This is a genomic window from Streptomyces sp. JLBG701 (assembly GCF_058544905.1).
The window spans coordinates 4,051,927-4,072,846 of sequence record NZ_CM178588.1; the positions used below are offsets into that span (position 1 = coordinate 4,051,927).

Annotated in this window: 20 protein-coding genes; 11 read left to right on the forward strand and 9 right to left on the reverse strand. The window is 70.8% G+C overall.

The window, feature by feature from the left end; all coding sequences use genetic code 11:
* Positions 1 to 46 precede the first annotated feature (46 nt).
* A complete protein-coding gene (locus tag AC5DRG_RS18545) occupies positions 47 to 1,063 on the forward strand; it encodes an aspartate-semialdehyde dehydrogenase (RefSeq protein WP_491811652.1) in 1,017 nt (338 codons plus the stop codon).
* Here AC5DRG_RS18545 and AC5DRG_RS18550 read toward each other — a convergent pair.
* On the reverse strand, positions 1,060 to 1,536 hold the full coding sequence (locus AC5DRG_RS18550) for a DUF1203 domain-containing protein (RefSeq protein ID WP_491811653.1): 477 nt from the start codon (positions 1,534 to 1,536) through the stop codon (positions 1,060 to 1,062). The genes AC5DRG_RS18545 and AC5DRG_RS18550 overlap by 4 nt on opposite strands.
* Positions 1,537 to 1,765: 229 nt before the next feature.
* Between AC5DRG_RS18550 and pepN the strand changes: the two genes are divergently transcribed.
* Positions 1,766 to 4,345, forward strand: a complete 2,580-nt coding sequence (gene pepN / locus AC5DRG_RS18555) for an aminopeptidase N (RefSeq protein ID WP_491811654.1) — start codon at positions 1,766 to 1,768, stop codon at positions 4,343 to 4,345.
* 194 nt (positions 4,346 to 4,539) lie between these two features.
* Here pepN and AC5DRG_RS18560 read toward each other — a convergent pair whose 3' ends face one another.
* Entirely contained in the window at positions 4,540 to 5,025 is a 486-nt protein-coding gene (locus AC5DRG_RS18560; RefSeq protein ID WP_491811655.1) for a hypothetical protein, read from the reverse strand.
* Between the two features lie 268 nt (positions 5,026 to 5,293).
* Positions 5,294 to 6,247: an EamA family transporter gene (locus AC5DRG_RS18565; protein ID WP_491811656.1), complete on the reverse strand. Its 954-nt coding sequence runs from the start codon at positions 6,245 to 6,247 to the stop codon at positions 5,294 to 5,296.
* Positions 6,248 to 6,353: 106 nt separating this feature from the next.
* On the opposite strand from AC5DRG_RS18565, the gene AC5DRG_RS18570 reads away from it, so the two are divergent.
* A complete protein-coding gene (locus tag AC5DRG_RS18570) occupies positions 6,354 to 6,857 on the forward strand; it encodes a MarR family winged helix-turn-helix transcriptional regulator (RefSeq protein ID WP_491811657.1) in 504 nt (167 codons plus the stop codon).
* 112 nt (positions 6,858 to 6,969) lie between these two features.
* Positions 6,970 to 7,842, forward strand: coding sequence for a trypsin-like serine protease (locus tag AC5DRG_RS18575; RefSeq protein ID WP_491811658.1), 873 nt, complete (start codon positions 6,970 to 6,972; stop codon positions 7,840 to 7,842).
* A 304-nt stretch (positions 7,843 to 8,146) separates the two neighbouring features.
* Here the strand turns inward: AC5DRG_RS18575 and AC5DRG_RS18580 are convergent, their stop codons facing one another.
* From AC5DRG_RS18580 to AC5DRG_RS18590, 3 genes are all read right to left on the reverse strand, one after another.
* Positions 8,147 to 8,404 carry a hypothetical protein gene (locus AC5DRG_RS18580; protein WP_491811659.1) on the reverse strand — a complete coding sequence of 86 codons (258 nt, stop codon included), beginning with the start codon at positions 8,402 to 8,404 and terminating at the stop codon, positions 8,147 to 8,149.
* 67 nt (positions 8,405 to 8,471) lie between these two features.
* Positions 8,472 to 10,622 carry a 4-alpha-glucanotransferase gene (gene malQ, locus AC5DRG_RS18585; RefSeq protein WP_491811660.1) on the reverse strand — a complete coding sequence of 717 codons (2,151 nt, stop codon included), beginning with the start codon at positions 10,620 to 10,622 and terminating at the stop codon, positions 8,472 to 8,474.
* The gene (locus AC5DRG_RS18590; protein WP_491811661.1) at positions 10,623 to 10,847 is read right to left on the reverse strand and encodes a hypothetical protein; all 225 of its coding nucleotides are present in this window, start codon (positions 10,845 to 10,847) and stop codon (positions 10,623 to 10,625) included.
* Positions 10,848 to 11,057: 210 nt separating this feature from the next.
* Here AC5DRG_RS18590 and AC5DRG_RS18595 point away from each other — a divergent pair, with 210 nt between their 5' ends.
* The 3 genes from AC5DRG_RS18595 to AC5DRG_RS18605 are packed head-to-tail and all read left to right on the forward strand — an operon-like array spanning position 11,058 to position 13,677.
* Positions 11,058 to 11,591, forward strand: a complete 534-nt coding sequence (locus tag AC5DRG_RS18595) for a PadR family transcriptional regulator (protein ID WP_491811662.1) — start codon at positions 11,058 to 11,060, stop codon at positions 11,589 to 11,591.
* Positions 11,588 to 12,289: an ABC transporter ATP-binding protein gene (locus AC5DRG_RS18600; RefSeq protein WP_491811663.1), complete on the forward strand. Its 702-nt coding sequence runs from the start codon at positions 11,588 to 11,590 to the stop codon at positions 12,287 to 12,289. The genes AC5DRG_RS18595 and AC5DRG_RS18600 overlap by 4 nt, the downstream gene beginning before the upstream one ends.
* A gap of 14 nt (positions 12,290 to 12,303) precedes the next feature.
* A complete protein-coding gene (locus AC5DRG_RS18605; RefSeq protein ID WP_491813079.1) occupies positions 12,304 to 13,677 on the forward strand; it encodes an ABC transporter permease in 1,374 nt (457 codons plus the stop codon).
* A gap of 158 nt (positions 13,678 to 13,835) precedes the next feature.
* Here the strand turns inward: AC5DRG_RS18605 and AC5DRG_RS18610 are convergent, their stop codons facing one another.
* Positions 13,836 to 14,372 carry an HNH endonuclease gene (locus tag AC5DRG_RS18610; RefSeq protein WP_491811664.1) on the reverse strand — a complete coding sequence of 179 codons (537 nt, stop codon included), beginning with the start codon at positions 14,370 to 14,372 and terminating at the stop codon, positions 13,836 to 13,838.
* A gap of 313 nt (positions 14,373 to 14,685) precedes the next feature.
* Here AC5DRG_RS18610 and AC5DRG_RS18615 point away from each other — a divergent pair, with 313 nt between their 5' ends.
* Positions 14,686 to 15,786 (forward strand): mechanosensitive ion channel family protein, encoded by a 1,101-nt coding sequence (locus tag AC5DRG_RS18615; RefSeq protein WP_491811665.1) that lies wholly within the window; start codon positions 14,686 to 14,688, stop codon positions 15,784 to 15,786.
* 105 nt (positions 15,787 to 15,891) lie between these two features.
* Here the strand turns inward: AC5DRG_RS18615 and AC5DRG_RS18620 are convergent, their stop codons facing one another.
* A complete protein-coding gene (locus AC5DRG_RS18620; protein WP_491811666.1) occupies positions 15,892 to 16,905 on the reverse strand; it encodes a hypothetical protein in 1,014 nt (337 codons plus the stop codon).
* A gap of 136 nt (positions 16,906 to 17,041) precedes the next feature.
* The gene (locus AC5DRG_RS18625) at positions 17,042 to 19,750 is read right to left on the reverse strand and encodes a helix-turn-helix transcriptional regulator (protein WP_491811667.1); all 2,709 of its coding nucleotides are present in this window, start codon (positions 19,748 to 19,750) and stop codon (positions 17,042 to 17,044) included.
* A 48-nt stretch (positions 19,751 to 19,798) separates the two neighbouring features.
* Between AC5DRG_RS18625 and AC5DRG_RS18630 the strand changes: the two genes are divergently transcribed.
* The 3 genes from AC5DRG_RS18630 to AC5DRG_RS18640 all read left to right on the forward strand — a co-directional run bounded on the left by AC5DRG_RS18630 (position 19,799) and on the right by AC5DRG_RS18640 (position 20,766).
* Complete coding sequence (locus AC5DRG_RS18630; protein ID WP_491811668.1) at positions 19,799 to 20,017, forward strand: Scr1 family TA system antitoxin-like transcriptional regulator; 219 nt, start codon at positions 19,799 to 19,801, stop codon at positions 20,015 to 20,017.
* Entirely contained in the window at positions 20,017 to 20,202 is a 186-nt protein-coding gene (locus tag AC5DRG_RS18635; RefSeq protein WP_491813080.1) for a DUF397 domain-containing protein, read from the forward strand. The genes AC5DRG_RS18630 and AC5DRG_RS18635 overlap by 1 nt, the downstream gene beginning before the upstream one ends.
* 72 nt (positions 20,203 to 20,274) lie before the next feature.
* Positions 20,275 to 20,766: a Uma2 family endonuclease gene (locus tag AC5DRG_RS18640; RefSeq protein ID WP_491811669.1), complete on the forward strand. Its 492-nt coding sequence runs from the start codon at positions 20,275 to 20,277 to the stop codon at positions 20,764 to 20,766.
* Positions 20,767 to 20,920: the final 154 nt, after the last annotated feature.

A 20,920-nucleotide genomic window follows, 5' to 3' on the forward strand; every position in this document is an offset into this window, starting at 1 on the left:
CATGGAAACGCCGCAGACACGCAGAGAACACGCAGAAGGAGTCGCCGTGAGGGTCGGAATCGTCGGAGCCACCGGTCAGGTCGGCACGGTCATGCGCAGGATCCTCAAGGAGCGCGCCTTCCCGGTGACCGAGCTGCGCCTGTTCGCGTCGGCGCGCTCCGCCGGGTCGGAGCTGGACGGTGTGACGGTGGAGGACGCGGCGACGGCCGACTACACCGGCCTCGACATCGTGCTGTTCTCGGCGGGCGGCGCCACGTCCAAGGCGCTGGCCGAGAAGGTCGCCTCGCAGGGCGCGGTAGTGATCGACAACTCGTCGGCCTGGCGCAAGGACCCGGAGGTCCCCCTGGTCGTCTCCGAGGTGAACCCGCACGCGATCGCGAACCGGCCCAAGGGCATCATCGCCAACCCGAACTGCACGACGATGGCCGCGATGCCGGTGCTGAAGGTACTGGACGCGGAGGCGGGCCTCGAAGCCCTCGTCGCCACCACCTACCAGGCGGTCTCCGGCTCGGGCGTCGCGGGCGTGGCGGAACTGCACGGCCAGGTCCAGAAGGTCGTGGCTGACGCCGACAAGCTGACCCACGACGGCGGGGCGGTCGACTTCCCGGAGCCGCAGGTCTACAAGCGCCCCATCGCCTTCAACGTCCTCCCCTTCGCCGGCAACCTCGTAGAGGACGGCCTCAATGAGACGGACGAGGAGCAGAAGCTCCGCAACGAGTCCCGCAAGATCCTGGAGCTCCCCGAGCTCAAGGTCTCCGGCACCTGCGTGCGCGTCCCGGTCTTCTCCGGCCACTCCCTCCAGATCAACGCCCGCTTCGCCCGCCCCATCTCCCCCGAGCGCGCGACGGAACTCCTCTCGACCGCCCCCGGCGTCGAACTCTCCGACATCCCGACCCCCCTCCAGGCGGCCGGCAAGGACGCGTCGTACGTCGGCCGAATCCGCAACGACGAGACCGTCGACAACGGTCTCGCCCTCTTCGTCTCCAACGACAACCTCCGCAAGGGTGCTGCGCTGAACGCGGTACAGATCGCGGAGCTGGTCGCCGCCGAGCTGCGCGGCTAGGGCCTGCGCACCTCGTAGAGGAAACAGCCGTACTCGACTGCCCGTACGTGGACGAGTGCCACGTGCGGGTCGGCGAACGCCTCGGCGAAGGCGCTGTCGAAGCTCTCGGAACCGGACACCAGCCGCCCGCCCAGGATGTGCCCCTCGGCCGAGTACCGGCGGACTGTGCGGTGGGCGTTCGTGAATGACAGGCCGCTGCCCTCCGGGCCCGCGCACTCCTCCGTGTGGATGAAGACAGGCCCCTGCTCGTCGTACGCGCCCGGGTCGGCGCCCGTTTCCGTTGCCCAGCGGCGCAGCGGGGCGTAGGAGACGAGGGCGATCCGCTCCCCGGGCGCGCTGCGGCGCAGGCAGCAGCGGAGTGGGGCGCCGCCCTCCTCGTCCGTCATGGGAACCATCTCGCGTCCCGCGTCGTCAGCGGAGCGGAGGTCCTTCAGGGTGGCGGGGGTGATCGGTCGTGCGGTGTACGTCGTCATACGTCCCAGGCTGGCGCGGGCGGAACCGGATGACCGGCGGAATACGGACATGGCGCTGCCGACACCACCAGCACCCTTCAATGCCGGTCCAGGCAATCTCAGCCCGTCCGGCGTTTGAGGACAAGGCCCTTCAGGGCCGGAGCGGGGGTCTGGGGGCGCAGCCCCCAGGGACGCGCGCCCCAACGCATGGAAGGATGACGGAACCCACCCATAACGAGGAGATGACCGCGTGCCTGGCACAAACCTGACTCGCGAAGAGGCGCAGCAGCGGGCGAAGCTGCTCACCGTTGACTCGTACGAGATCGATCTCGACCTCTCCGGCGCGCAGGAGGGCGGTACCTACAGGTCACTGACCACGGTGCGCTTCGACGTGAGCGAGAGCGACGCCGAATCGTTCATCGACCTGGTCGCGCCGACCGTCCACGAGGTGACCCTCAACGGCGACGCGCTCGACCCGGCCGAGGTCTTCAAGGACTCGCGGATCGCCCTGCCGGGATTGTTGGAGGGGCGCAACGTCCTGCGCGTCCTCGCCGACTGCGCCTACACCAACACCGGTGAGGGCCTCCACCGATTCGTCGACCCGGTCGACCAACAGGCCTACCTCTACACCCAGTTCGAGGTCCCGGACGCGCGACGGGTGTTCGCGAGCTTCGAGCAGCCGGACCTGAAGGCCACCTTCAAGTTCACGGTGAAGGCGCCGACCGGCTGGACGGTCATCTCCAACTCGCCGACGCCGGAGCCCAAGGACGACACCTGGGCCTTCGAGCCGACGCCGCGGATCTCGTCGTACATCACGGCACTGATCGTCGGCCCGTACCACAGCGTCCACAGCGTGTACGAGAAGGACGGGCAGTCCGTGCCGCTGGGCATCTACTGCCGGCCCTCGCTGGCCGAGTTCCTCGACTCCGACGCCATCTTCGAGGTCACGCGGCAGGGCTTCGAGTGGTTCCAGGAGAAGTTCGACTACGCGTACCCGTTCAAGAAGTACGACCAGCTGTTCGTGCCGGAGTTCAACGCGGGCGCGATGGAGAACGCGGGCGCGGTGACCATCCGCGACCAGTACGTGTTCCGGTCGAAGGTGACGGACGCCGCGTACGAGACGCGGGCCTCCACGATCCTGCACGAGCTGGCCCACATGTGGTTCGGCGACCTGGTCACCATGGAGTGGTGGAACGACCTGTGGCTGAACGAGTCGTTCGCCACGTACGCCGAGGCCGCCTGCCAGGCCTACCACCCGCAGTCGCGCTGGCCGCACTCCTGGACCACCTTCGCCAACTCCATGAAGACGTGGGCCTACCGGCAGGACCAACTGCCGTCCACCCACCCGATCATGGCCGAGATCGGCGACCTCGACGACGTGCTCGTCAACTTCGACGGCATCACCTACGCCAAGGGCGCCTCCGTACTGAAGCAGCTCGTCGCGTACGTCGGCATGGACGAGTTCTTCGCGGGCGTGCAGGCGTACTTCAAGCGGCACGCGTTCGGCAACACCCGTCTCTCCGACCTCCTCGGCGCGCTGGAGGAGACCTCCGGGCGTGATCTGAAGACCTGGTCGAAGCTGTGGCTGGAGACGGCCGGTATCAACGTCCTGCGCCCGGAGATCGAGACCGACGCCGACGGTGTCATCACCTCCTTCGCCATCCGTCAGGAGGCCCCGGCCCTCCCGGCGGGCGCGAAGGGCCGGCCGACGCTGCGCCCGCACCGCATCGCCGTCGGCCTGTACGGCCTCGACGACGACAGCGGCAAGCTGCTGCGCGACGAGCGCGTCGAGCTCGACGTCGACGGCGAACTGACAGTCGTACCACAGCTGTTGGGCAAGCGCCGCCCGGATGTCATCCTCCTCAACGACGACGACCTGTCGTACGCCAAGGTCCGCCTGGACGAGCAGTCGCTCGCTTTCGTGACCGAGCACCTCGGCGACTTCGAGTCGTCGCTGCCGCGCGCCCTGTGCTGGGCGTCGGCGTGGGACATGACCCGGGACGCGGAACTCGCGGCCCGCGACTACCTGTCGCTGGTGCTGTCCGGCATCGGCAAGGAGTCCGACATCGGTGTCGTGCAGTCGCTGCAGCGGCAGGTGAAGCTGGCCATCGAGCTGTACGCCGACCCGACCGCCCGCGAGGCGCTGCTGACCCGCTGGACCGACGCCACGCTCGCCCACCTGCGGGCCTCGGCGCCGGGCAGCGACCACCAGCTGGCGTGGGCGCGGGCGTTCGCGGCGACGGCCCGGACTCCGGAGCAACTGGACCTGTTGGACGCGCTGTTGGAGGGTACGCAGACGGTCGAGGGTCTGGCCGTCGACACCGAGCTGCGCTGGGCGTTCGTGGAACGGCTCGCGGCGGTCGGCCGGTTCGACGAGGCGGAGATCGCGGGCGAGTACGAGCGGGACAAGACGGCGGCCGGCGAGCGGCACGCGGCCACCGCCCGGGCCGCCCGCCCGACCGAGGAGGCCAAGGCGGAGGCGTGGGCGTCGGTCGTCGAGTCCGACAAGCTGCCCAACGCCATGCAGGAGGCGGTCATCTCGGGCTTCGTCCAGACCGACCAGCGTGAACTTCTCGCGCCCTACACGGACAAGTACTTCGCGGCGGCCAAGGGCGTGTGGGAGTCCCGCTCGCACGAGATCGCCCACCAGATCGCGGTCGGCCTCTACCCGTCGATCCAGGTCTCCGAGGACACGCTCACGAAGACGGACACCTGGCTGGCGTCCGCCGAGCCCAACGCGGCCCTGCGTCGCCTGGTCTCGGAGTCCCGCTCGGGCGTCGAGCGGGCCCTGAAGGCGCAGGCGGCGGACGCGCAGGCAGCGCAGGCGTAGGCGGTGTCGACGGCGGCCGGCTTCTCCTCGGACCCCGGCCGCTCATCGGTCGACCGCCCCCGGGAAAAACGCAGTACTCGGGATTGCCTCGCGATGACCGCGCCGGTCATCCCGGCTGACCTGCTGTGCGCGGTAAAGGCCGGAGGGCCCTCCCGGAATGGGAAGGCCCTCCGAACCGTCAAGTCCCGGACAGATCACGGGTCGATGTCGCCGAGGTCCTTCGTCAGGATGTCCTGGCCGTTCTGCTGCAGGTGCAGCTCGACGTCGTTGAAGGTGAGGTGGATCAGGCTGACACGCCAGTTCGCGTTGGGACACACCTCGCTGGGCGAGGGAGTCGCCGGTGGCGGGATCTTCACGTTCCGGAAGGTGATCTGGCCGTTGTGCGGGGTGATGTGCTGGACGGGGCCTTTCACGTCCTGGAACTCGGTGCCCTGGCCGGGGGCGACGTTGCCGCCGTAGTTGATGCACACGTACTCGGCCTCGACGGAGGACGCCGTGAGGAAGGCGTCGGTGGGGGTGTTGCCGAGACCGGCGGCCTTGCCACTGCACTGGAGTCCGGCGCTGAGGGACTTGGTGCAGGTGACGTCGCCGACGAAGTGCGGGCTCACGGCCGTCGCGGTCGAGATGCCGATGGCAGATGCTGCGAGAGTCATGAGCGCGGTGTTGAACACGCGTCGCATGCAGTTCTCCGTATCTTCGTGCAGGTAGTGGGAGTGGATGCTCGACGGGCGCCCCTGGGGCGAGTCGGTGCCACGTTCATATCCCGGAATGGACCCAAGGAATACACGGATTGCGACACATGCACTACGGACAGTAACCATTCGGGTGTCATGTCAGCGCGTCGGAGCGTCGATCTGGGGCGACGTCGTCACCGGCGCAGCGGCAGCCCGGACGCGACGGTCGCACCGGGCCCGCACAACGCGTCACACGGGAACGCCGTGACGCCGGCTACCGCGTCCGCGCGAACACCCCCGGCCGCGAGCCCCGTTCCGCCTCGCGCCGTAGCGAGGTGGTGGAGACCGGCGGTGCGGGGCGCGAGCCGAGCTGCCCCGCCACCGTCGCCCCGAACGCCAGTGCCATGCCCGCCAGTTGGACCGCCGTGAGGGCCTGGCCGAGGGCCGCCCAGCCGACGAGGGCCGCGGTCAGTGGGGAGAGCGGGCCGAGGAAGGTGACCTGGGTGGCGGTGAGGCGGCCGATGCCGCGGAACCAGAGCCAGTACGCCACGGCCGTGTTCGCCAGCGCGAGGTAGAGGTAGCCGGCGGCCGCCCGGCCGTCCAGCGCGGGCGGCGCGCCTTCGACGAGGAGGGCGACGGGCGCGATGAGCAGTCCGCCTGCCGTCAGCTGCCAGCTGGTGAGCGCCAGCGGGCCTACGCCCGCCGGACGCCCCCAGCGTTTCGTCAGCACCGTGCCGGTGGACATCGACGCGGTCGAGGCGAGGGCGGCCAGCACGCCCACGGGGTCGAGCGCCCCGGCCGCCTTCAGTACCACCAGACTGACGCCGAGCGCGGCCGCGATCCCGGTCAGCAGCGTCCGTACGGTCGGACGCTCGCCCAGGAACACCGTCGCGAGCCCGGCGACGAACAGCGGGCCGACCGAGCCGACGACCGCGGCCATACCGCCGGGCAGCTGGTACGCGGACAGGAACAGCAGCGGGAAGAAGGCGCCGATGTTCAACGCGCCCAGGACGAACGACTTCCACCACCAGGCACCTCGCGGCAGCACCCGGGCCAGGGCCAGCAGGACGAGCCCGGCGGGCAGCGCCCGAAGCAGGCCGGTGAAGAGAGGGCGGTCGGCCGGGAGGAACTCGGTGGTGACGGCGTAGGTGGTGCCCCAGGAGACGGGGGCGAGGGCGGTGAGGACTATGAGCGCCGGGCGACTTGCGGCGGTTGCTGAACTGACCATGGGAGGCACCCTTCGAAGTAGGTCGACGATAAGTAGCTTAGCTCTAAGCTACTTATCGTCAAGCCACTTTCTTGCGGGCGACCATCCCCCGCCCGATACTCGACCCATGAGCGAACGAGACGCCGTCGACGCGATCATCGACCAGTGGGCGGAGGTGCGGCCCGACCTCGACACCGCCGCGATGGAGGTCTTCGGGCGGATCTTCCGGCTCTCGCGCGCGATGGGCGACCGGATGGAGAAGTCGTACGCGCCGTTCGGCATCTCGCGCGGGGAGTTCGACGTCCTGGCGACCCTGCGCCGCGCCGGCGCCCCCTACGCCCTCTCGCCCCGTCGGCTCTCGGCCACGCTCATGCTCACCACGGGCGGCATGACCGGACGCCTGGACAAGCTGGAACGGGCCGGACTGCTCCGCCGCTCCCCCGACCCGCACGACCGCCGAGGCCTCCAAGTGACCCTGACCGAGAAGGGGTTGCGGCTGATCGACGAGGCGGTCGGCGCGGGCCTGGCCGTCCAGACGGAGACCCTGAACACCCTCGACGCCGAAAAGGCCGGTCAACTGGCCGTCCTGCTACGGGAGTTGCTGGCGGGGACGCGGCGGGCCGAGCCCTAGACCCTTTTCTCATGGTTGCTCCCCGCTCTTGCCGTAGCCCGCCCCAGGCGCTTCACTTGGCGCACCTCCCACAGGAGAACACCCGCTCCCACCTGCAGAAGGGGTAGTTCTTTTGTCTGCGATTCGCGCCACCGCCGTCACCGCGGCGGCCTGTGCGGCCGTGCTCACCACCGCACTGCCGTCCTCGGCCATCAACTCCTACAACGCGACGCCCGCTCCCGAGCGCACCGAGGTCGGCGCGCTCGTCGCCACGTGGGACAACGACGACGACCCCGCGACCCCGGACCGGGTCGACTGGGTCTGCTCCGGCACCATGATCGACGCGGACACGTTCCTGACGGCCGCGCACTGCACCACCGACTGGCCGGAGAACGTGAAGTTCTACGTGTCGCTGGACCAGGACGTGCAGTCCGGGCTCGACGCCGCCGCGAAGAAGTACCCAGGTGACCCGGCAGCACAGGCGAACGCCGTCGCCGTCCAGGGCACCGCTCACAGCCACCCCGACTACCCCGGGCCCGCGTCCGACCCGCACGACATCTCCGTGATCGAACTGCCCGCCGCACAGGTCAGGGCCCGCTGGACCTTCACGCCGGCGACACTGCCGACCGCCGGCCAACTCGACGCGCTCGGCGCGCAGGGCCTCAACTCCACCGACTGGTTCGTCGCCGGGTTCGGCACCCAGGAGGCCGTGAACGGCCCCGGCGGCCAGACCCACCCCGGCGGCGGCGTCCGCATGAAGGCACCCGTCACGTTCGACGCCCTCAACAAGGCGTGGGTGCGCCTCGCGATGACCGCCCCGCAGGGCAACGGCGGCGCCTGCTACGGCGATTCGGGTGGCCCCAACTTCGCGGTGATCGACGGCAGGAACGTCCTGGCCGCCACCACGATCACGGGCGACACCCCGTGCTACGCGACCAACGTGTCGTACCGCCTGGACACCGCCGGCGCACGCGCGTTCCTGTCGCCGTTCGTGAAGCTGCCGTAGCTCCGCCGGGTGCCGGTGAACGCGTGAGGAGGGTCGTACGGCGCTCGCCCGCCCAGTGCGCCACGGTCAGGCGGCTCTGGCGGGCGCCCTGGACCTCGTGCGCCTCCGGAGTGATCAACACGAAGCGCTCTGTGCCCGGGCCAGCCGGACCAGCCCGCCACTGCTGCGCAGGACCGCCTTGCCGACCGGGTGGCGCTCGGCCTGTGAGCCGGAGCGTCTCCGAACACACCGAGGGCGCCGGCCTCACCCACGTACGGCGGATGCGCGTACGTACGGCGAGGTCGGCGCCCTCGGCGGAAAAGCCTTAGACGGTTGCCTTCGACTTGGGCTTCGTCACCCGGTCCTTGGACTTGTCCAGGACCATGACCAGGCCCGCGATGACCACGAACAGCGCGATCGGGGCCACGACGTAGAGGCCCAGCGTCTCGATGACGCTCAGGCCCGTGCCGGGGTCGTCGCCGTCGTCGCGGCTGAGCGCGAGCGCGGGGGACGACATGAGCAGCATCATCAGCGTCGTACCGGCAGCCAGGGCGCCGGCGCGCAGGGCGTTCTTCTTGTCCACAGTGCAAAAGTAGCGAACGCCCGAACGGGGCGCGCGTCCGGGGTGCCGTACGGGGACACCGGGCACCTCAATCCCCCGCGGCACCCCCCGCGACATCGCCCGCGCCACCCCCCGTCGCACCGCCCGCGCGAGGTGCCCGCACCACCTCCACCAAGGCGTGCAGCCGCGGTGAGGCCGCCAGTTCCTCCAGGGTCACGGGGCGGCCCTCCGTGTCCGCGATCGGCAGGCGCCAGTTCGGGTACTGGTCCCAGGTGCCGGGGAGGTTCTGCGGGCGGCGGTCGCCGACGGCGTCCGGGAGCCAGATGCCGATCATGCGGGCGGGGGTGCGCAGCAGGAAGCGGTGGACGGCCTGGATCTCGGCCTCCTCCGAGGGGGTGCCGATGCCACCGCCCGTGCCGTGCAGCAGGCCGAGGCGGGTGAGCAGGGCGAGCCACTCCCCCGTGTCGGCGGCCGCTTCCGCGCGTTCCTCGGCGAGGGGGCGGGTCAGCAGGCCGAGGCGGTGGCGGAGTTCGACGTGTTCGCCGGCGAGGCGGGCCGCGGTGGGCGGGAGGTCGTGGGTGGTGGCGGTGGCCAGGCAGTCGGCGCGCCACTGCTCCGGCGGCAGGGGCTGTCCGTCGCCGGCCCAGTCGCGCTCGAACCACAGCACGGATGTGCCGAGCACGCCGCGTGCCTGGAGCGTCTCGCGGACGCCGGGCTCGACCGTGCCCAGGTCCTCGCCGATCACCACGGATCCGGCCCGCGAGGCCTCCAGCGCCAGTACGGCGAGCATCGCCTCGGCGTCGTAGCGGACGTACGTCCCTTCCGTGGGCGGCAGTCCCTGCGGTACCCACCAGAGCCGGAACAGGCCCATGACGTGGTCGATGCGCAGGGCGCCTGCGTAGCGGAAGAGGGCGCGCAGGAGGTGGCGGTAGGGGGTGTAGCCGGACTCGGCGAGGCGGTCCGGTCTCCAGGGCGGGAGGCCCCAGTCCTGGCCGCGTGCGTTGAAGGCGTCGGGCGGGGCGCCGACCGACATGCCGGCCGCGAAGTACTCCTGCTGCGCCCAGGCGTCTGCGCCGCCGGGGTGTACGCCGACCGCGAGGTCGTGCACGATCCCGACCGGCATGCCCGCCTCGCGCGCGGTGCGCTGGGCGGCGGCGAGCTGGGCGTCGGTGAGCCAGGCGAGGCGGGTGTGGAAGTCGACGCGGTCCATCAACTCGCCGCGGGCGCGGGCGGTTTCGGGTGACCGGGGGTCGCGGAGACCGGCGGGCCAGCGCTGCCAGTCGGAGCCGTGCACCTCCGCGAGGGCGTACCAGGTGGCGTGGTCCTCCAGGGCCTCGCCCTCCTGGGCGAGGAAGTCGACGTAGGCGGCGCGCCTTCCGGGCCCGAGGGGGACCTCCCGCACCAGTTCCAGCGCCTCCCGCTTGAGCTCCCACACGGCGTCCCGGTCGATCAACGCGCCCTTGTCCAGCACCGATTCACGCAACCGCCCGGCCCGCTCCAACAGCCCGCGCACCCGCTCGCGGTCCTCGACATACGCGTACTCGGGAATGTCCTCGACCCGCAGATGCACCGGGTCGGGGAAGCGGCGCGAGGAGGGGCGGTACGGGGAGGGGTCGGTGGGCGCGCCGGGTACGGCCACGTGCAGCGGGTTGACCTGCACGAATCCGGCGCCGAGCGCCCGCCCGGCCCAGCCGGCGAGTTCACCGAGGTCACCGAGGTCACCCATGCCCCAGGAGCGTTGCGAGAGGAGGGAGTAGAGCTGGACGAGCAGTCCGTACGAGCGTCCCGTGGGCGTGGGCAGTCGGGGCGGGGCGACGACCAAGTGGGCCTGCGCCGAACGCCCGTCGGGTGCGGTGGCCGTCAACTTGTGGATGCCGGGCGGGAGTTGTTCGGCGGCGGCGCGGGTCTCGCCCTGCTCGGTCTCGATGTGCAGCCGGGTGCCGGCCGGGAGTGCGGTGAGCGTGGGTGACTCGGCGCCGGCCCAGCACACGACCGTAGGCGGCAACAGCCTTGTCCGCAGCTCCCGTTCGCGTGCGGCCAGCGCGGTGCGGGCGGCCTGCGGGGTGCTCGCGTCGACGCCGAGGGCGGCCAGGGTCCGGATGACGGCGGCGTCCGAGGCCGCGACGACACGGTCCGGGGACGGGCTGTAGGAGGTGGCGACACCGTGCAGCTCGGCGAGCCGGGACAGCTCCTCGGCGTCCCCGGTGCCTTCGGCGTCCCCGGCGGGAGGTGCGGTCATCTACGGCCTCGTGGAGTCGGAGTCCGCGGCGGCGAGCGGGGGCTCGCTGGTGAGGGGTTCGGCGTCGGGCAGCGGCGGTTCGCTGGTGAGGGGGGCTTCGGCGCAGGAGCTCTCGGCGCTGAACACGCACGCGGGCTCGGGGTCGGGACTGACATGGGGATGGGCGGACGACTCCGCCGCGTGTTTGGAGAAGGCCGAGAGCAGAAGGTGTGCCGATGCGGCCACGGGGGCCTCCTTGTCGAGATGGCGTCGAGTACGGCTTCGTACGGGCTACAGCAGCCCTACCCAGCGGGCGCGACGGCAGACGTGCGGGGGCACAGGAACGCGCATCTCGTCCCGTTTCATTCTGACCTCACCACCGTCTTCCGGCCTCACAGCCACGTTTTCCTCGATCACTATTCACTCGGTACATGTATCGAGTGCATACTGATCGCCATGAGCACCCGCCACATCCTGCTGGGGCTGCTCGCCTCGGGGTCGAGCCATGGCTACGACCTCAAGCGACGCCACGACGAACGTTTCCCGCAGGCCCGCCCGCTGGCCTACGGGCAGGTCTACACGACCCTGCAGCGCCTCGTCCGCGACGGGCTCGCGGAGGTCGACGGCACCGACGCGGACGGCGGCCCGGAGCGGACGATGTACCGGTCGACGGCCGACGGATCGCGTGAACTGGCCGAGTGGGCCGGAGAGATCGCCCCGCCCGCGCCCTTCGTGACGAACGAGATCTTCGCGAAGGTCGTCGTCTCGATCCTGGCCGGCGGCGACCCGGCCGCCTACCTCCGGGCGCAGCGCGCCGCACACATGGAGCGGATGCGGGAGCTCACGGCGGTCAAGACCGCCAAGGACGCCGATCTCTCGACCGTGCTCTCGGCGGACTACGCCCTCAACCACCTTGACGCCGACCTCCGTTGGATGACGACGACGGCGGCCCGGCTGACCACTCTGACCGCGGAGGTCGACACCGCATGAACGACAACGGGGGCAACCCGGAAGTACCGCTCCTCGCGGCCCGTGACCTCGTCAAGGCGCACGGCAGGACGGAGGCCCTGCGCGGTGCCTCGGTCGAGCTGCGCGCCGGCGAGATCCTCGCCGTCACCGGGGCCAGTGGCAGCGGGAAGTCGACGTTGCTGCACTGCCTGGCGGGCATCGTCCGCCCGGACGCCGGCTCGGTGACGTACGACGGGGAGCGGCTCGACACGCTCCCCGAGAAGCGGCTGAGCGAGCTGCGCCGTACCGAGTTCGGCGTGGTCTTCCAGTTCGGGCAGCTCATCCCCGAACTGACGGCCCTCGACAACGTGGCACTGCCCCTGATGCTGGCCGGCGCCACGCGCAAGGAGGCGCAGACGAAGGCCGGCGAGTGGCTGGAGCGGTTCGGGGTGCGCGGGCAGGAGGAACTCCGGCCGGGCGGCATGAGCGGCGGCCAGTCACAGCGGGTCTCGCTCGCCCGGGCCCTGATCACCGGCCCTCGGGTCGTCTTCGCGGACGAGCCGACGGGCGCGTTGGACTCCCTGGCGGGCGAGCAGGTGATGACGGCCCTGGTCCACACGGCCCGCGAGTCCGGCACCGCGATCCTGCTGATCACGCACGACGCCCAGGTGGCGGCGTACGCGGACCGCGAGGTGCGGCTCGGCGACGGGACCGTGACCCCGCTGGAGGTGACCGCGTGACCTCTCTGACTTCTCTGACGTCTCTACGGACCGACCTCCGGATGGCCTGGCTGCTCACCCGCGGATCCGACCGGCGGGAGTGGTGGCGGGTCGGGCTCACGGCGGCGGGCGCGGCGCTGGCGACGGGGTTCGCGCTGGGGGCCGTCACGCTGGCCTCGCTCCAGGGGCGCTTCCGCATGTCCATCGGCGCCGGTCTGCTGGGCGACCCCGGGACGCGTTCCGGGGTGATCGTCACCCTGCTGCTCTTGCTGGTACCCGTGCTCGGGTTCCTCGGCCAGTGCGCCCGCGTGGGCGCCGTGCACCGCGACCGGCGGCTGGCCGGGCTGCGGCTCGCCGGGGCCGCACCGGGGCAGGTGCGGCGGATCGCCGCGCTGGAGACGGGGCTGGCCTGTCTGCTGGGCTCGGCGGTCGCCACCGTCGCCTTCGTCGTGTTCATGCTGCGCGAGTGGCAGAACCCGGCCACCTCGACCTGGGTGGGGATCGTGCTGGTCGCGCTGGGGGTGCCGGTGCTGGGCGCGGTGACGAGCGCGCTGGCGCTGCGGAGGGTCGTGGCCTCGCCGCTCGGCTGGGTGCGACGGGTGCGGCCGCGCACCGGTCGCGGGCCGGGTCTGGTGTTCCTCGGGGCGGTGCTGGCCGTGATGGTCGTGGGCCTGGGGGCCGTGGCCGTCACGAGCAGGCAGATGCCGCCGAACTCGGTCAAACTGGGGATGCCGCTGCTGGTCTTCGGCCTGGTCTTCGTGGTCGGCCTGGCCGCGGTGGGGCTCGCCGGGCTCACGGCCGGGCTCACCGGGCGCCTGCTCGCGGCCCGCACGGGAAACCCGGCGACGCTGATCGCGGCGGAACGGCTGCGCGACGACCCGTGGGCGGCGGCCCGCACCCACGCGGCCGTCCTGATGGTGACGGTCGTGGGGACGGGGTTCGTGGGGGTACGGCAGGTGCTGCTCGCCGGCCTGCGCGGCATGGGCCACACCGCCGAGAGCATGACCTACTACACGACGGGACTGAACCTGACGGCCGCCGCGATCCTCACCGCCACCGTGATCACGCTCTCCGCCCTCGCCGTAGGCACCGCCGAGTCACTCGCCACCCGCCGCCGGGGCCTCGCCGCGCAGACCGCCGCCGGGGTGCCGCAGCCGGTACTGGGCCGGGCGCTGCTCATGGAGACGGCGCTGCCGCTCGCGCCGGCGGTGCTGCTGGCGAGCGTCGGCGGCATGGCGATCGGCATCTGGTACGCCTTTGTCGGCGCCGCCAACGGCGTCCCCTGGTCCATCCCGTACGCCGCCCTGCTCGTCCCCCTCGCGGTGTACGCGGCCTGTCTCCTCGCGGCGGCCACCTCGCTGCCCCTGCTGCGCCGCACGCTGCGCCCGGCGGAGCTGCGCTACGCATGAAACTCCGGCCCCGGGGGCACAGGGGACCCCCGGGGCCGGTCCTAGGCAACCGGACACACACCGTCACGCACACCGTCGTACGGGCAAGCCACGAGCACAGCCGTACAGACGCGCACAAACAAGCAAAGCGACTACAGGCAATACAAAAGCCCGGATCGTCAGGCAGAAATGCCGTCGATCCGGGCCAACGCGTCGTCCGCGCCGTACGGCTGCAAGTACGGCATCCAGCGCGGGTCCCTATGTCCGGTGCCGATGATGCGCCAGGCCAGGCCGGAGGGTGGGGCAGGTTTGTGGCGCAGCCGCCAGCCGATCTCGAAGAGGTGTCGGTCGGCCTTCACGTGGTTGCAGCGGCGGCACGACGCCACCACATTGTCCCAGACGTGTTTGCCCCCACGGCTGCGCGGGATGACGTGGTCGACGCTGGTTGCGACGCCACCGCAGTACATGCACCGGCCCCCGTCGCGGGCGAAGAGCGCCCGGCGGGTAAGAGGAACGGGCCCCCGATAGGGAACCCGGACGAATCGCTTGAGCCGGACCACGCTGGGTGCGGGGAGTGTGACGGTCGCGCTGTGCATGAAGGCGCCGGATTCTTCCAGGGAGACTGCCTTGTTCTCCAGGACGAGGACGAGCGCGCGGCGGAGCGGTACGACGCCGAGTGGCTCGTACGACGCGTTGAGTACCAGGACATGCGGCACGGATGCCTCCTTGTGCGTCGGCGGCGCGTGGCTCGCGCCGGGACGATCTGTAGTCAGTCTCCCCTCATGCCTGGTGGAAGCGCCACCATGTCCCGGTAACGGGCTGGGAGTGTTTTCGACCACACCTTTCATCACTGCCCGGGAGCACTACCTGTTCATCCCCAGGTGAGCACGGTCTCTCCCTCGAACATGGCAACGATCCACACACGATGCCCCGATAGTGTGGTGAGTCTGCCGTCCGGTGACCTTCCCGTGACCTTGCTGACCCAGCTCCTCTCCCGGCGGCGGACCGCACCACCTGGAGGTACCTGCCGTGTCCTTGTCCGCCGTCCTACTGGCCGCCGCTTCGCCGTCGCCGTCGCCCTCGCCGTCCTCCTCGGAGACGGCGCCTACGGTGCCCTCGCTCCAGGACGCCCAGGAGAGCGCGACGAACGCCGCCGGCTGGATCGAGCAGAACTGGTCGACGTGGCTCGCGATCGGCCTCAGGGTGCTGCTGATCCTGGTGATCGCGGCGGTGCTGAGAGTGTTCGTGCGGCGAGCGATCACCAAGTTCATAGAGCGCATGAACCGCACCGCGCAGGCGGTGGACGGCACGGCGTTCGGCGGCCTGCTGGTCAACGTCGAACGCCGCCGCCAGCGCTCCCAGGCCATCGGCTCGGTGCTGCGCTCGGTCGCCTCGTTCCTGATCATGGGCACGGCGGCCCTGATGATCCTCGGCACGTTCGAGATCAACCTGGCCCCGCTGCTGGCGTCCGCCGGTGTCGCGGGCGTGGCGATCGGTTTCGGCGCCCGCAACCTGGTCACGGACTTCCTCTCCGGCGTCTTCATGATCCTGGAGGACCAGTACGGCGTCGGCGACCAGATCGACGCGGGGGTCGCCTCCGGCGAGGTGATAGAGGTAGGCCTGCGCGTGACGAAGCTGCGCGGCGACAACGGCGAGATCTGGTACGTCCGCAACGGCGAGGTCAAGCGCATCGGCAACCTCTCCCAGGGCTGGGCCACAGCCGGCCTGGACGTCACCGTCCGCCCCGACGAGGACCTGGACCGCCTCAAGGCGACCCTCGCGCAGGTAGGCGAAACGATGAGCAAGGAAGAGCCCTGGAACGAAATGCTCTGGGGCCCGATCGAGGTCCTCGGCTTGGACAGCCTCCTCCTAGACTCGATGATCGTCCGCGTCTCGGCCAAGACGATGCCGGGCAAGGCGTTGACGGTGGAGCGAGAACTCCGCTGGCGCATCAAACGAGCCTTCAACGAGGCCGGCATCCGCATCGTCGGCGGCGCGACGCCTCCGGCCGAGGAGGACCCGGACGCGGACCCGACGGCGGGAATGGCGGCCCCGTCGGCGTACTCCAACACGGCGTCGCCGCAGGCACAGGCGGCTACGCCGCTGGTGCCGCCGAGCGTGTCGAAGTAACCGACGTAACCGAAGCAGCCAATACGGCGGAGGCGGCGCCCGAAGTGTTCCGGGCGCCGCCTCCGCCGTATCCACAACGCCACGACATCCGGCATCAGCCGAACGTCAGTTGAACATCCGCCAGTCGTAGACCAGCCGGTACCTGCCGCCGTGCCCCGCGTACTCCACGGTGCGCTCCGGACTGTCCGTGTTGCCGGTCCAGCGGCTGGTCAGGGACGGAATGTCGGTGCGGACGGGAACCGGTGTGAAGACGTCGTCGCTCCACAGGCGGCTGAGGTACTTGAAGATCTCGGTCACCGCCACGGCCACGGCGATGCCGATGGCGGCCCCGATGACTCCTCCGGGGGAACCGAGCGCCCCGCCGACGGCGGCCGCGATCGCGACGCCGACCTGCTTCTTGACCTTGGCGAGCAGCTCGTCGAGGAAGTCCGCGACGCCGCCCCAGTCCACTTCCGCCACCACCAGGGTGACGAAGTACGACTTCGGGAACTGCACCGTGCCCTCGGTCAGGCTGAAGGAGGTGAACTGCCTGGGCGGAATGTACGTCTGCACATCGCCGGTGTGGAAGCTGCGCACCCGGAACGGGGAGATCTTCTTGGTGTCGCCGCTCGCGCTGACGCTGGTGCCGGCGAGGTCGATCTCGTCCGCCCCCAGGTCGCTTGTCTCATCCACGCACGTCACCCGGTGGATCCGCAGTTCCAGCTTGTTCAGCGGCACGGCGGTCGTCGCTTGCGCGCTCTCCGGGACCGCGGTCGCGGGCACCTTGCGCAGTTCGTCGGCCGGGAACTTCAGCCTGTCCGGGAAGGGGATGCTCCGGACCTGGGCCTCGACCGGAGTCGGGGACCGCAGATCGACCTTGGTGAGGTCGCCGAGCCGCTTCGACCGGGCGGCCCCGTTCTTCAAGTCCGCCGCGACCCGCCCCGCGGCCTCCTTCTTCTGACCTTCGGGAAGTGTCTTGAACCGCCTGGCCAGCAGGTGCTCCGTCGCGGAACCGCCTGTGGGCATCGGGAATTTGGCAGGTTCCCCATGGTGTGCCGCGACCTTGTCCGCGGCGAGCTGGAACTCCCGCACCACGCGCTCGGCCACGGCCTGGACCTTGGCGTTGGGAATACTGGTCACGATGGAATCGGTGTTAACGGGCACTTCGGCACGCTCCCCCGAGTCGGGCTTCCCTCCGCGGGTGTTCCTGCGGAGGCACAACCGACGTTAGGGAGCAGGCCGCGCGGCGGCACCGGGGAACGTCCCCGGGGGCTCCCTAGTCCTGTCCGTCGGCGAGCCGGGAGGCGAGCTGGTGGCGCGAGTCGATGCCGAGCTTCGGGTAGAGCCGGCCGAGATGGTATTCGACGGTCTTGACGCTGATGACGAGTTCGCGGGCCACCTGCCGGTTGGTGAGCCCGGACGCCACCCTGCGTGCCACCGCCAGCTCCTGCGGGGTGAGGAGAGCCGCCCCGCGGGTCCTGCGCTCCCCGGTCTCAAGACCGCAGGCCGCCAACTCCCTTTCGCAGCACTCCAGGTCGGGCTTGGCGTCCAGCCGTACGAGAATCTCCCTGGCGGCCCGCAACTGCCCGCCCGCCAGGGTGCGCTTGCCGGCCCGGCGCAGGAACTGTCCGTGAGCGAGGTGCAGCAGCGCACGGTCGAACGGCGCCCGGGTGTGCTCGGCATGGCCGTGCGCGGCCCGGAAGGCCCGTTCCGCCGCGGCCGCGTCGCCCCGCGCGGCCTCCAGGGTCCCGCGGCTGCGGGCGGCGAGCGCCAGGGCGCCGTGATGGGCGCGCTCGGCCGCCAGCTCTTCGTACGGGCCCAGGGCTTCCTCAGCGCGTTTGTGTTCGCCGAGCGCCGTCCAGGCATCGGCGAGAACATCCGGCCAGGGAATCATCCCCGGTTCCTCGAACGGGCCGCGCCTGCCGAGTGCGAGCAGAGGTTCCAGGGCGGCGACGACCTCCTCGGGGCGACCGCGGGCGCGGGCCAGGTAGGCCACGGAGAGAGCCGCCTGCACCACGGGATAGGGGTGGCCCGAGGCCGCGTACTCCCGGGTGACACGCACGTGTCCGGCGGCTTCGGCCCAGTCGCCGCGGGCGGAGCGGGCCAGCGCGGCGTTCACGTGACAGCTGAAGGCGATGTGGGGCTGGTCGGTGTCGGCTGCCAGGGACAGCGCCAGATCGCAGTGGACCATCGAGTCGTCCCAGTGGCCCGTCTGGTACTCGTACCAGGCGAGTATGGTCGCGGCGATCACCCGGAACATCGCCGAGCGCGAGTGGCAGGCACCGAGGACTCCCGTCAAGTCCCGTAGCGCGCCCGCCAGTTCGCCGGTGTGCCCGCGCAGTACGCCCCGCCCCATCAGCTCCTCGAGTTCCGCGGGCGAGGCGACGGCGGGGTCGGCTTCCAGTTGGCCCAGCGCGGTGAGTGCCTCCGCGGCCCGGCCGCTCGTCGCCTGCCCGCTGATCGCCAGAAAGCGGATCATGTCGGTGGCGGTGGAGTCGGGCGCGAGCCGCAGTGCCAGTTGCGCCCACTCGGCCTGTTCGGTGCCGCGCAGCATGCTTCCGTACAGCGCGGCGAACTGGCCGGCGATCCGCGCGCCGAGCACCGGCTCGGTCTCGGGGTCACAGCGTTTCCAGGCGTCGTGCAGCAGTGCCTCGGACCGGTCCATGTCGGACAGGGTGAGCCGGCCCAGGAGGTAGCTGCGCCAGGCACTCTGGGTGAACCCCTGGATCCGCTGGGCGGCTTCAATGGTGTCGGGCACCTCGCCCGCGAGCAGCCGGCATTCGACGGCCTCCAGGGTGAGCTGTTCGTACGCGGCCCGGTCGGGGCTCAGCCTGGCGGCGGTGGACAGTTGTCCGGCGGCGCTCGACCAGGCCCTCTCGGAGGCGAGCCGGCGGCCTAGCGCGGCCAGGTCCGCTGCCAGCGCACGATCCGGACCGGTTGCCGCACAGGCCCGGTGGCGCAGGGCCAGCGACTCGTCTCCGGTGAGGCCGGCGGCGCGCAAATGCAGCGCGGCCCGCCGGGCGGGGCCGAGCTGATGGTAGACAGCGGCGTGGATGAGGGGGTGCGGGAAGCGCACCACGTGATCGCCCACCCGTTCGGTCAACAGCCCCACGGACACGGCCTGTTCCAGGGCGGGCAGCGGATCATCCTGGCCGGCGAGTACGGCGGCCGCGTCGAGAGCGCCATGGACGCCGAGCACGCTCGCCGCGCACACCAGGGCCTCGGTCTCGGGGGCGCAGGCGGAGAGCCTGGCCAGCACGAGCGCGGTGAAGGACTTCGGGGCGGGCAGCGTGCTGTCGGTACGCTCCAGGTCGTCGAGCAGACCGGGGCCCGCCTGTTCGAGCAGCACCTGGGCGTGCAGGGGGTTGCCCGCGGTGTGCGTGTGCAGCCGCGCGGCCGCCCGGGCCGTGAGCCGTCCCGTGCCCAGTCCGCGGCTGAGGAGGCTGAGTTCGGCAGGGGCCAGCCCTTCGAGTCTGATCCGCACCGAGTCCGCGGCCGTGTACTGCCGGCGCAGTCCCTCCGGCAGCAGCTGGTCGTGGATGTCCCGTACCACCACGATCGCGACCACCCGGTCGGCGCGCAGCCTCCGTACCGCGAAGGTCAGTGCCTGCAATGAGGGATGATCGGCCCACTGTGCGTCGTCGACCACGACGGCCACGGTGTCCCCGCCGGGACCCTGCGCCTTGTCGATGACCTCTATCAGCCCCGCCCCCGCCGCCGGCGAGTCCACCCATCCGTCGCCACCCCCCGGCGCGCCGGGAGCGTCGGCCAACAACTGGCCCAGGACCCCGAAGGCCAGGCCAGACTCGGCCTCGGCTCCCTCGGCGTAGAGCACACGCGACACGCCCGCGAAGGTCACGAACCGCCGCACGAGAGCGGTCTTGCCGATGCCCGCCCTGCCCTCCACCAGCACCCGTTGCGGAACGCCCGTGCGCGCTCGGTCCAGCGCCTGCTCCAGCAGCGCGAGCGCCTCAGTACGTCCCACAAAGGGAGCATCCACGGTGCACCTCCATGCCGTCGGTCTCCGCGCATCGTGGCGAGGAAACGGCACGCCGTCCATGGCGTCGTCTCCTTTGCCGAGACGGAGGCCGTGGATGTGGTCCACGTCGACACCATCGCCGCCACCGTCTGGCTGGAGAACGAAGCCGAAAGCGCCACGTACAGCTCGTTCTTCGACCGCACGGCACGACTGAGCCTGGCCCCCAGGGACTCGCTCACCCTGATCGACAGCATCAGCAAGGACATGCATTGATAAACGGCTTCGACTTCGTGAAGTCCAGCTACAGCAGCGGGAGCGGCGAATGCGTCGAGGTCGCCCGCAACGTCCCCGGCACCATAGCCGTACGCGATTCCAAGGCCCCCAACGACCCGATACTCCGCCTCACCCCCACCGCCTGGGCATCCTTCACGACATCGCACCCTCACGTAGCCCTATGACGCCCCCTGGAAGAACACCGATGGACGCCGACCCCGCAACCGAGCCGGACCTCATGTCCCAACTGGAGCCGGTTGGTTTGCTGGCCAGGTACGAGGCGGTTTCGCCCATGCCGGTCCGGCCGGAGTACATCGAAGGCAGGGCCTACGTGCCGTTCTCCCCGCCGGATCTCTGGTAACGGATACCGATTCGCGGACAGTTCAGGGAACACAGCCGCCCTGCTCATCCCTGACTTCTGCGTCCTGCACCGCAAGCCGACGGCGGCCGAAGAGTCGTACTACGAGAGCTACCCCGGCTGGCACCCCATCGACATGGTCGCCCTGGTCGGCGAGGTCACCGCCACCAACCACGAGACGGACACCGGCCCGAAGCTGCGCGCCTACGCTGCCGCAGGTGTCCCCGTCTACGTCCTGATCAACCGCAACACCAAGACGGCCCACTGCTACACCAACCCGGTCCTCCCCGACGATGACCCGACCGAGGCGTACTACGCGGACGAGACCAAGGCCGACCTCGGAAGCGTTCTCCTCCTCCCGGCCCCGTATCCCGCCCTAAGCGGTTTCTGATGGCTCTTGGTCAGCCGCTGAGCCCGCCGACCGCACCAGCGCGAGCCGCCTCATCGCGAGCGTCGGTGAGGGGGCAATCTCAGCGATTGGCCCCTTTGGACCAGGCGACGAGGGGAAAGCCGCAGGTCGGCTGCTGCCGACGTGGGCCAAACGC

What these genes read in the sequence shown, in the direction of transcription:
- AC5DRG_RS18570 (WP_491811657.1), top strand. Translation starts at nt 6,354, where the DNA reads ATGAGCGAACGAGACGCCGTCGACGCGATCATCGACCAGTGGGCGGAG.
- AC5DRG_RS18560 (WP_491811655.1), bottom strand. Translation starts at nt 5,025, where the DNA reads ATGCGACGCGTGTTCAACACCGCGCTCATGACTCTCGCAGCATCTGCC.
- AC5DRG_RS18595 (WP_491811662.1), top strand. Translation starts at nt 11,058, where the DNA reads ATGAGCACCCGCCACATCCTGCTGGGGCTGCTCGCCTCGGGGTCGAGC.
- malQ (WP_491811660.1), bottom strand. Translation starts at nt 10,622, where the DNA reads ATGACCGCACCTCCCGCCGGGGACGCCGAAGGCACCGGGGACGCCGAG.
- AC5DRG_RS18565 (WP_491811656.1), bottom strand. Translation starts at nt 6,247, where the DNA reads ATGGTCAGTTCAGCAACCGCCGCAAGTCGCCCGGCGCTCATAGTCCTC.
- AC5DRG_RS18600 (WP_491811663.1), top strand. Translation starts at nt 11,588, where the DNA reads ATGAACGACAACGGGGGCAACCCGGAAGTACCGCTCCTCGCGGCCCGT.
- AC5DRG_RS18550 (WP_491811653.1), bottom strand. Translation starts at nt 1,536, where the DNA reads ATGACGACGTACACCGCACGACCGATCACCCCCGCCACCCTGAAGGAC.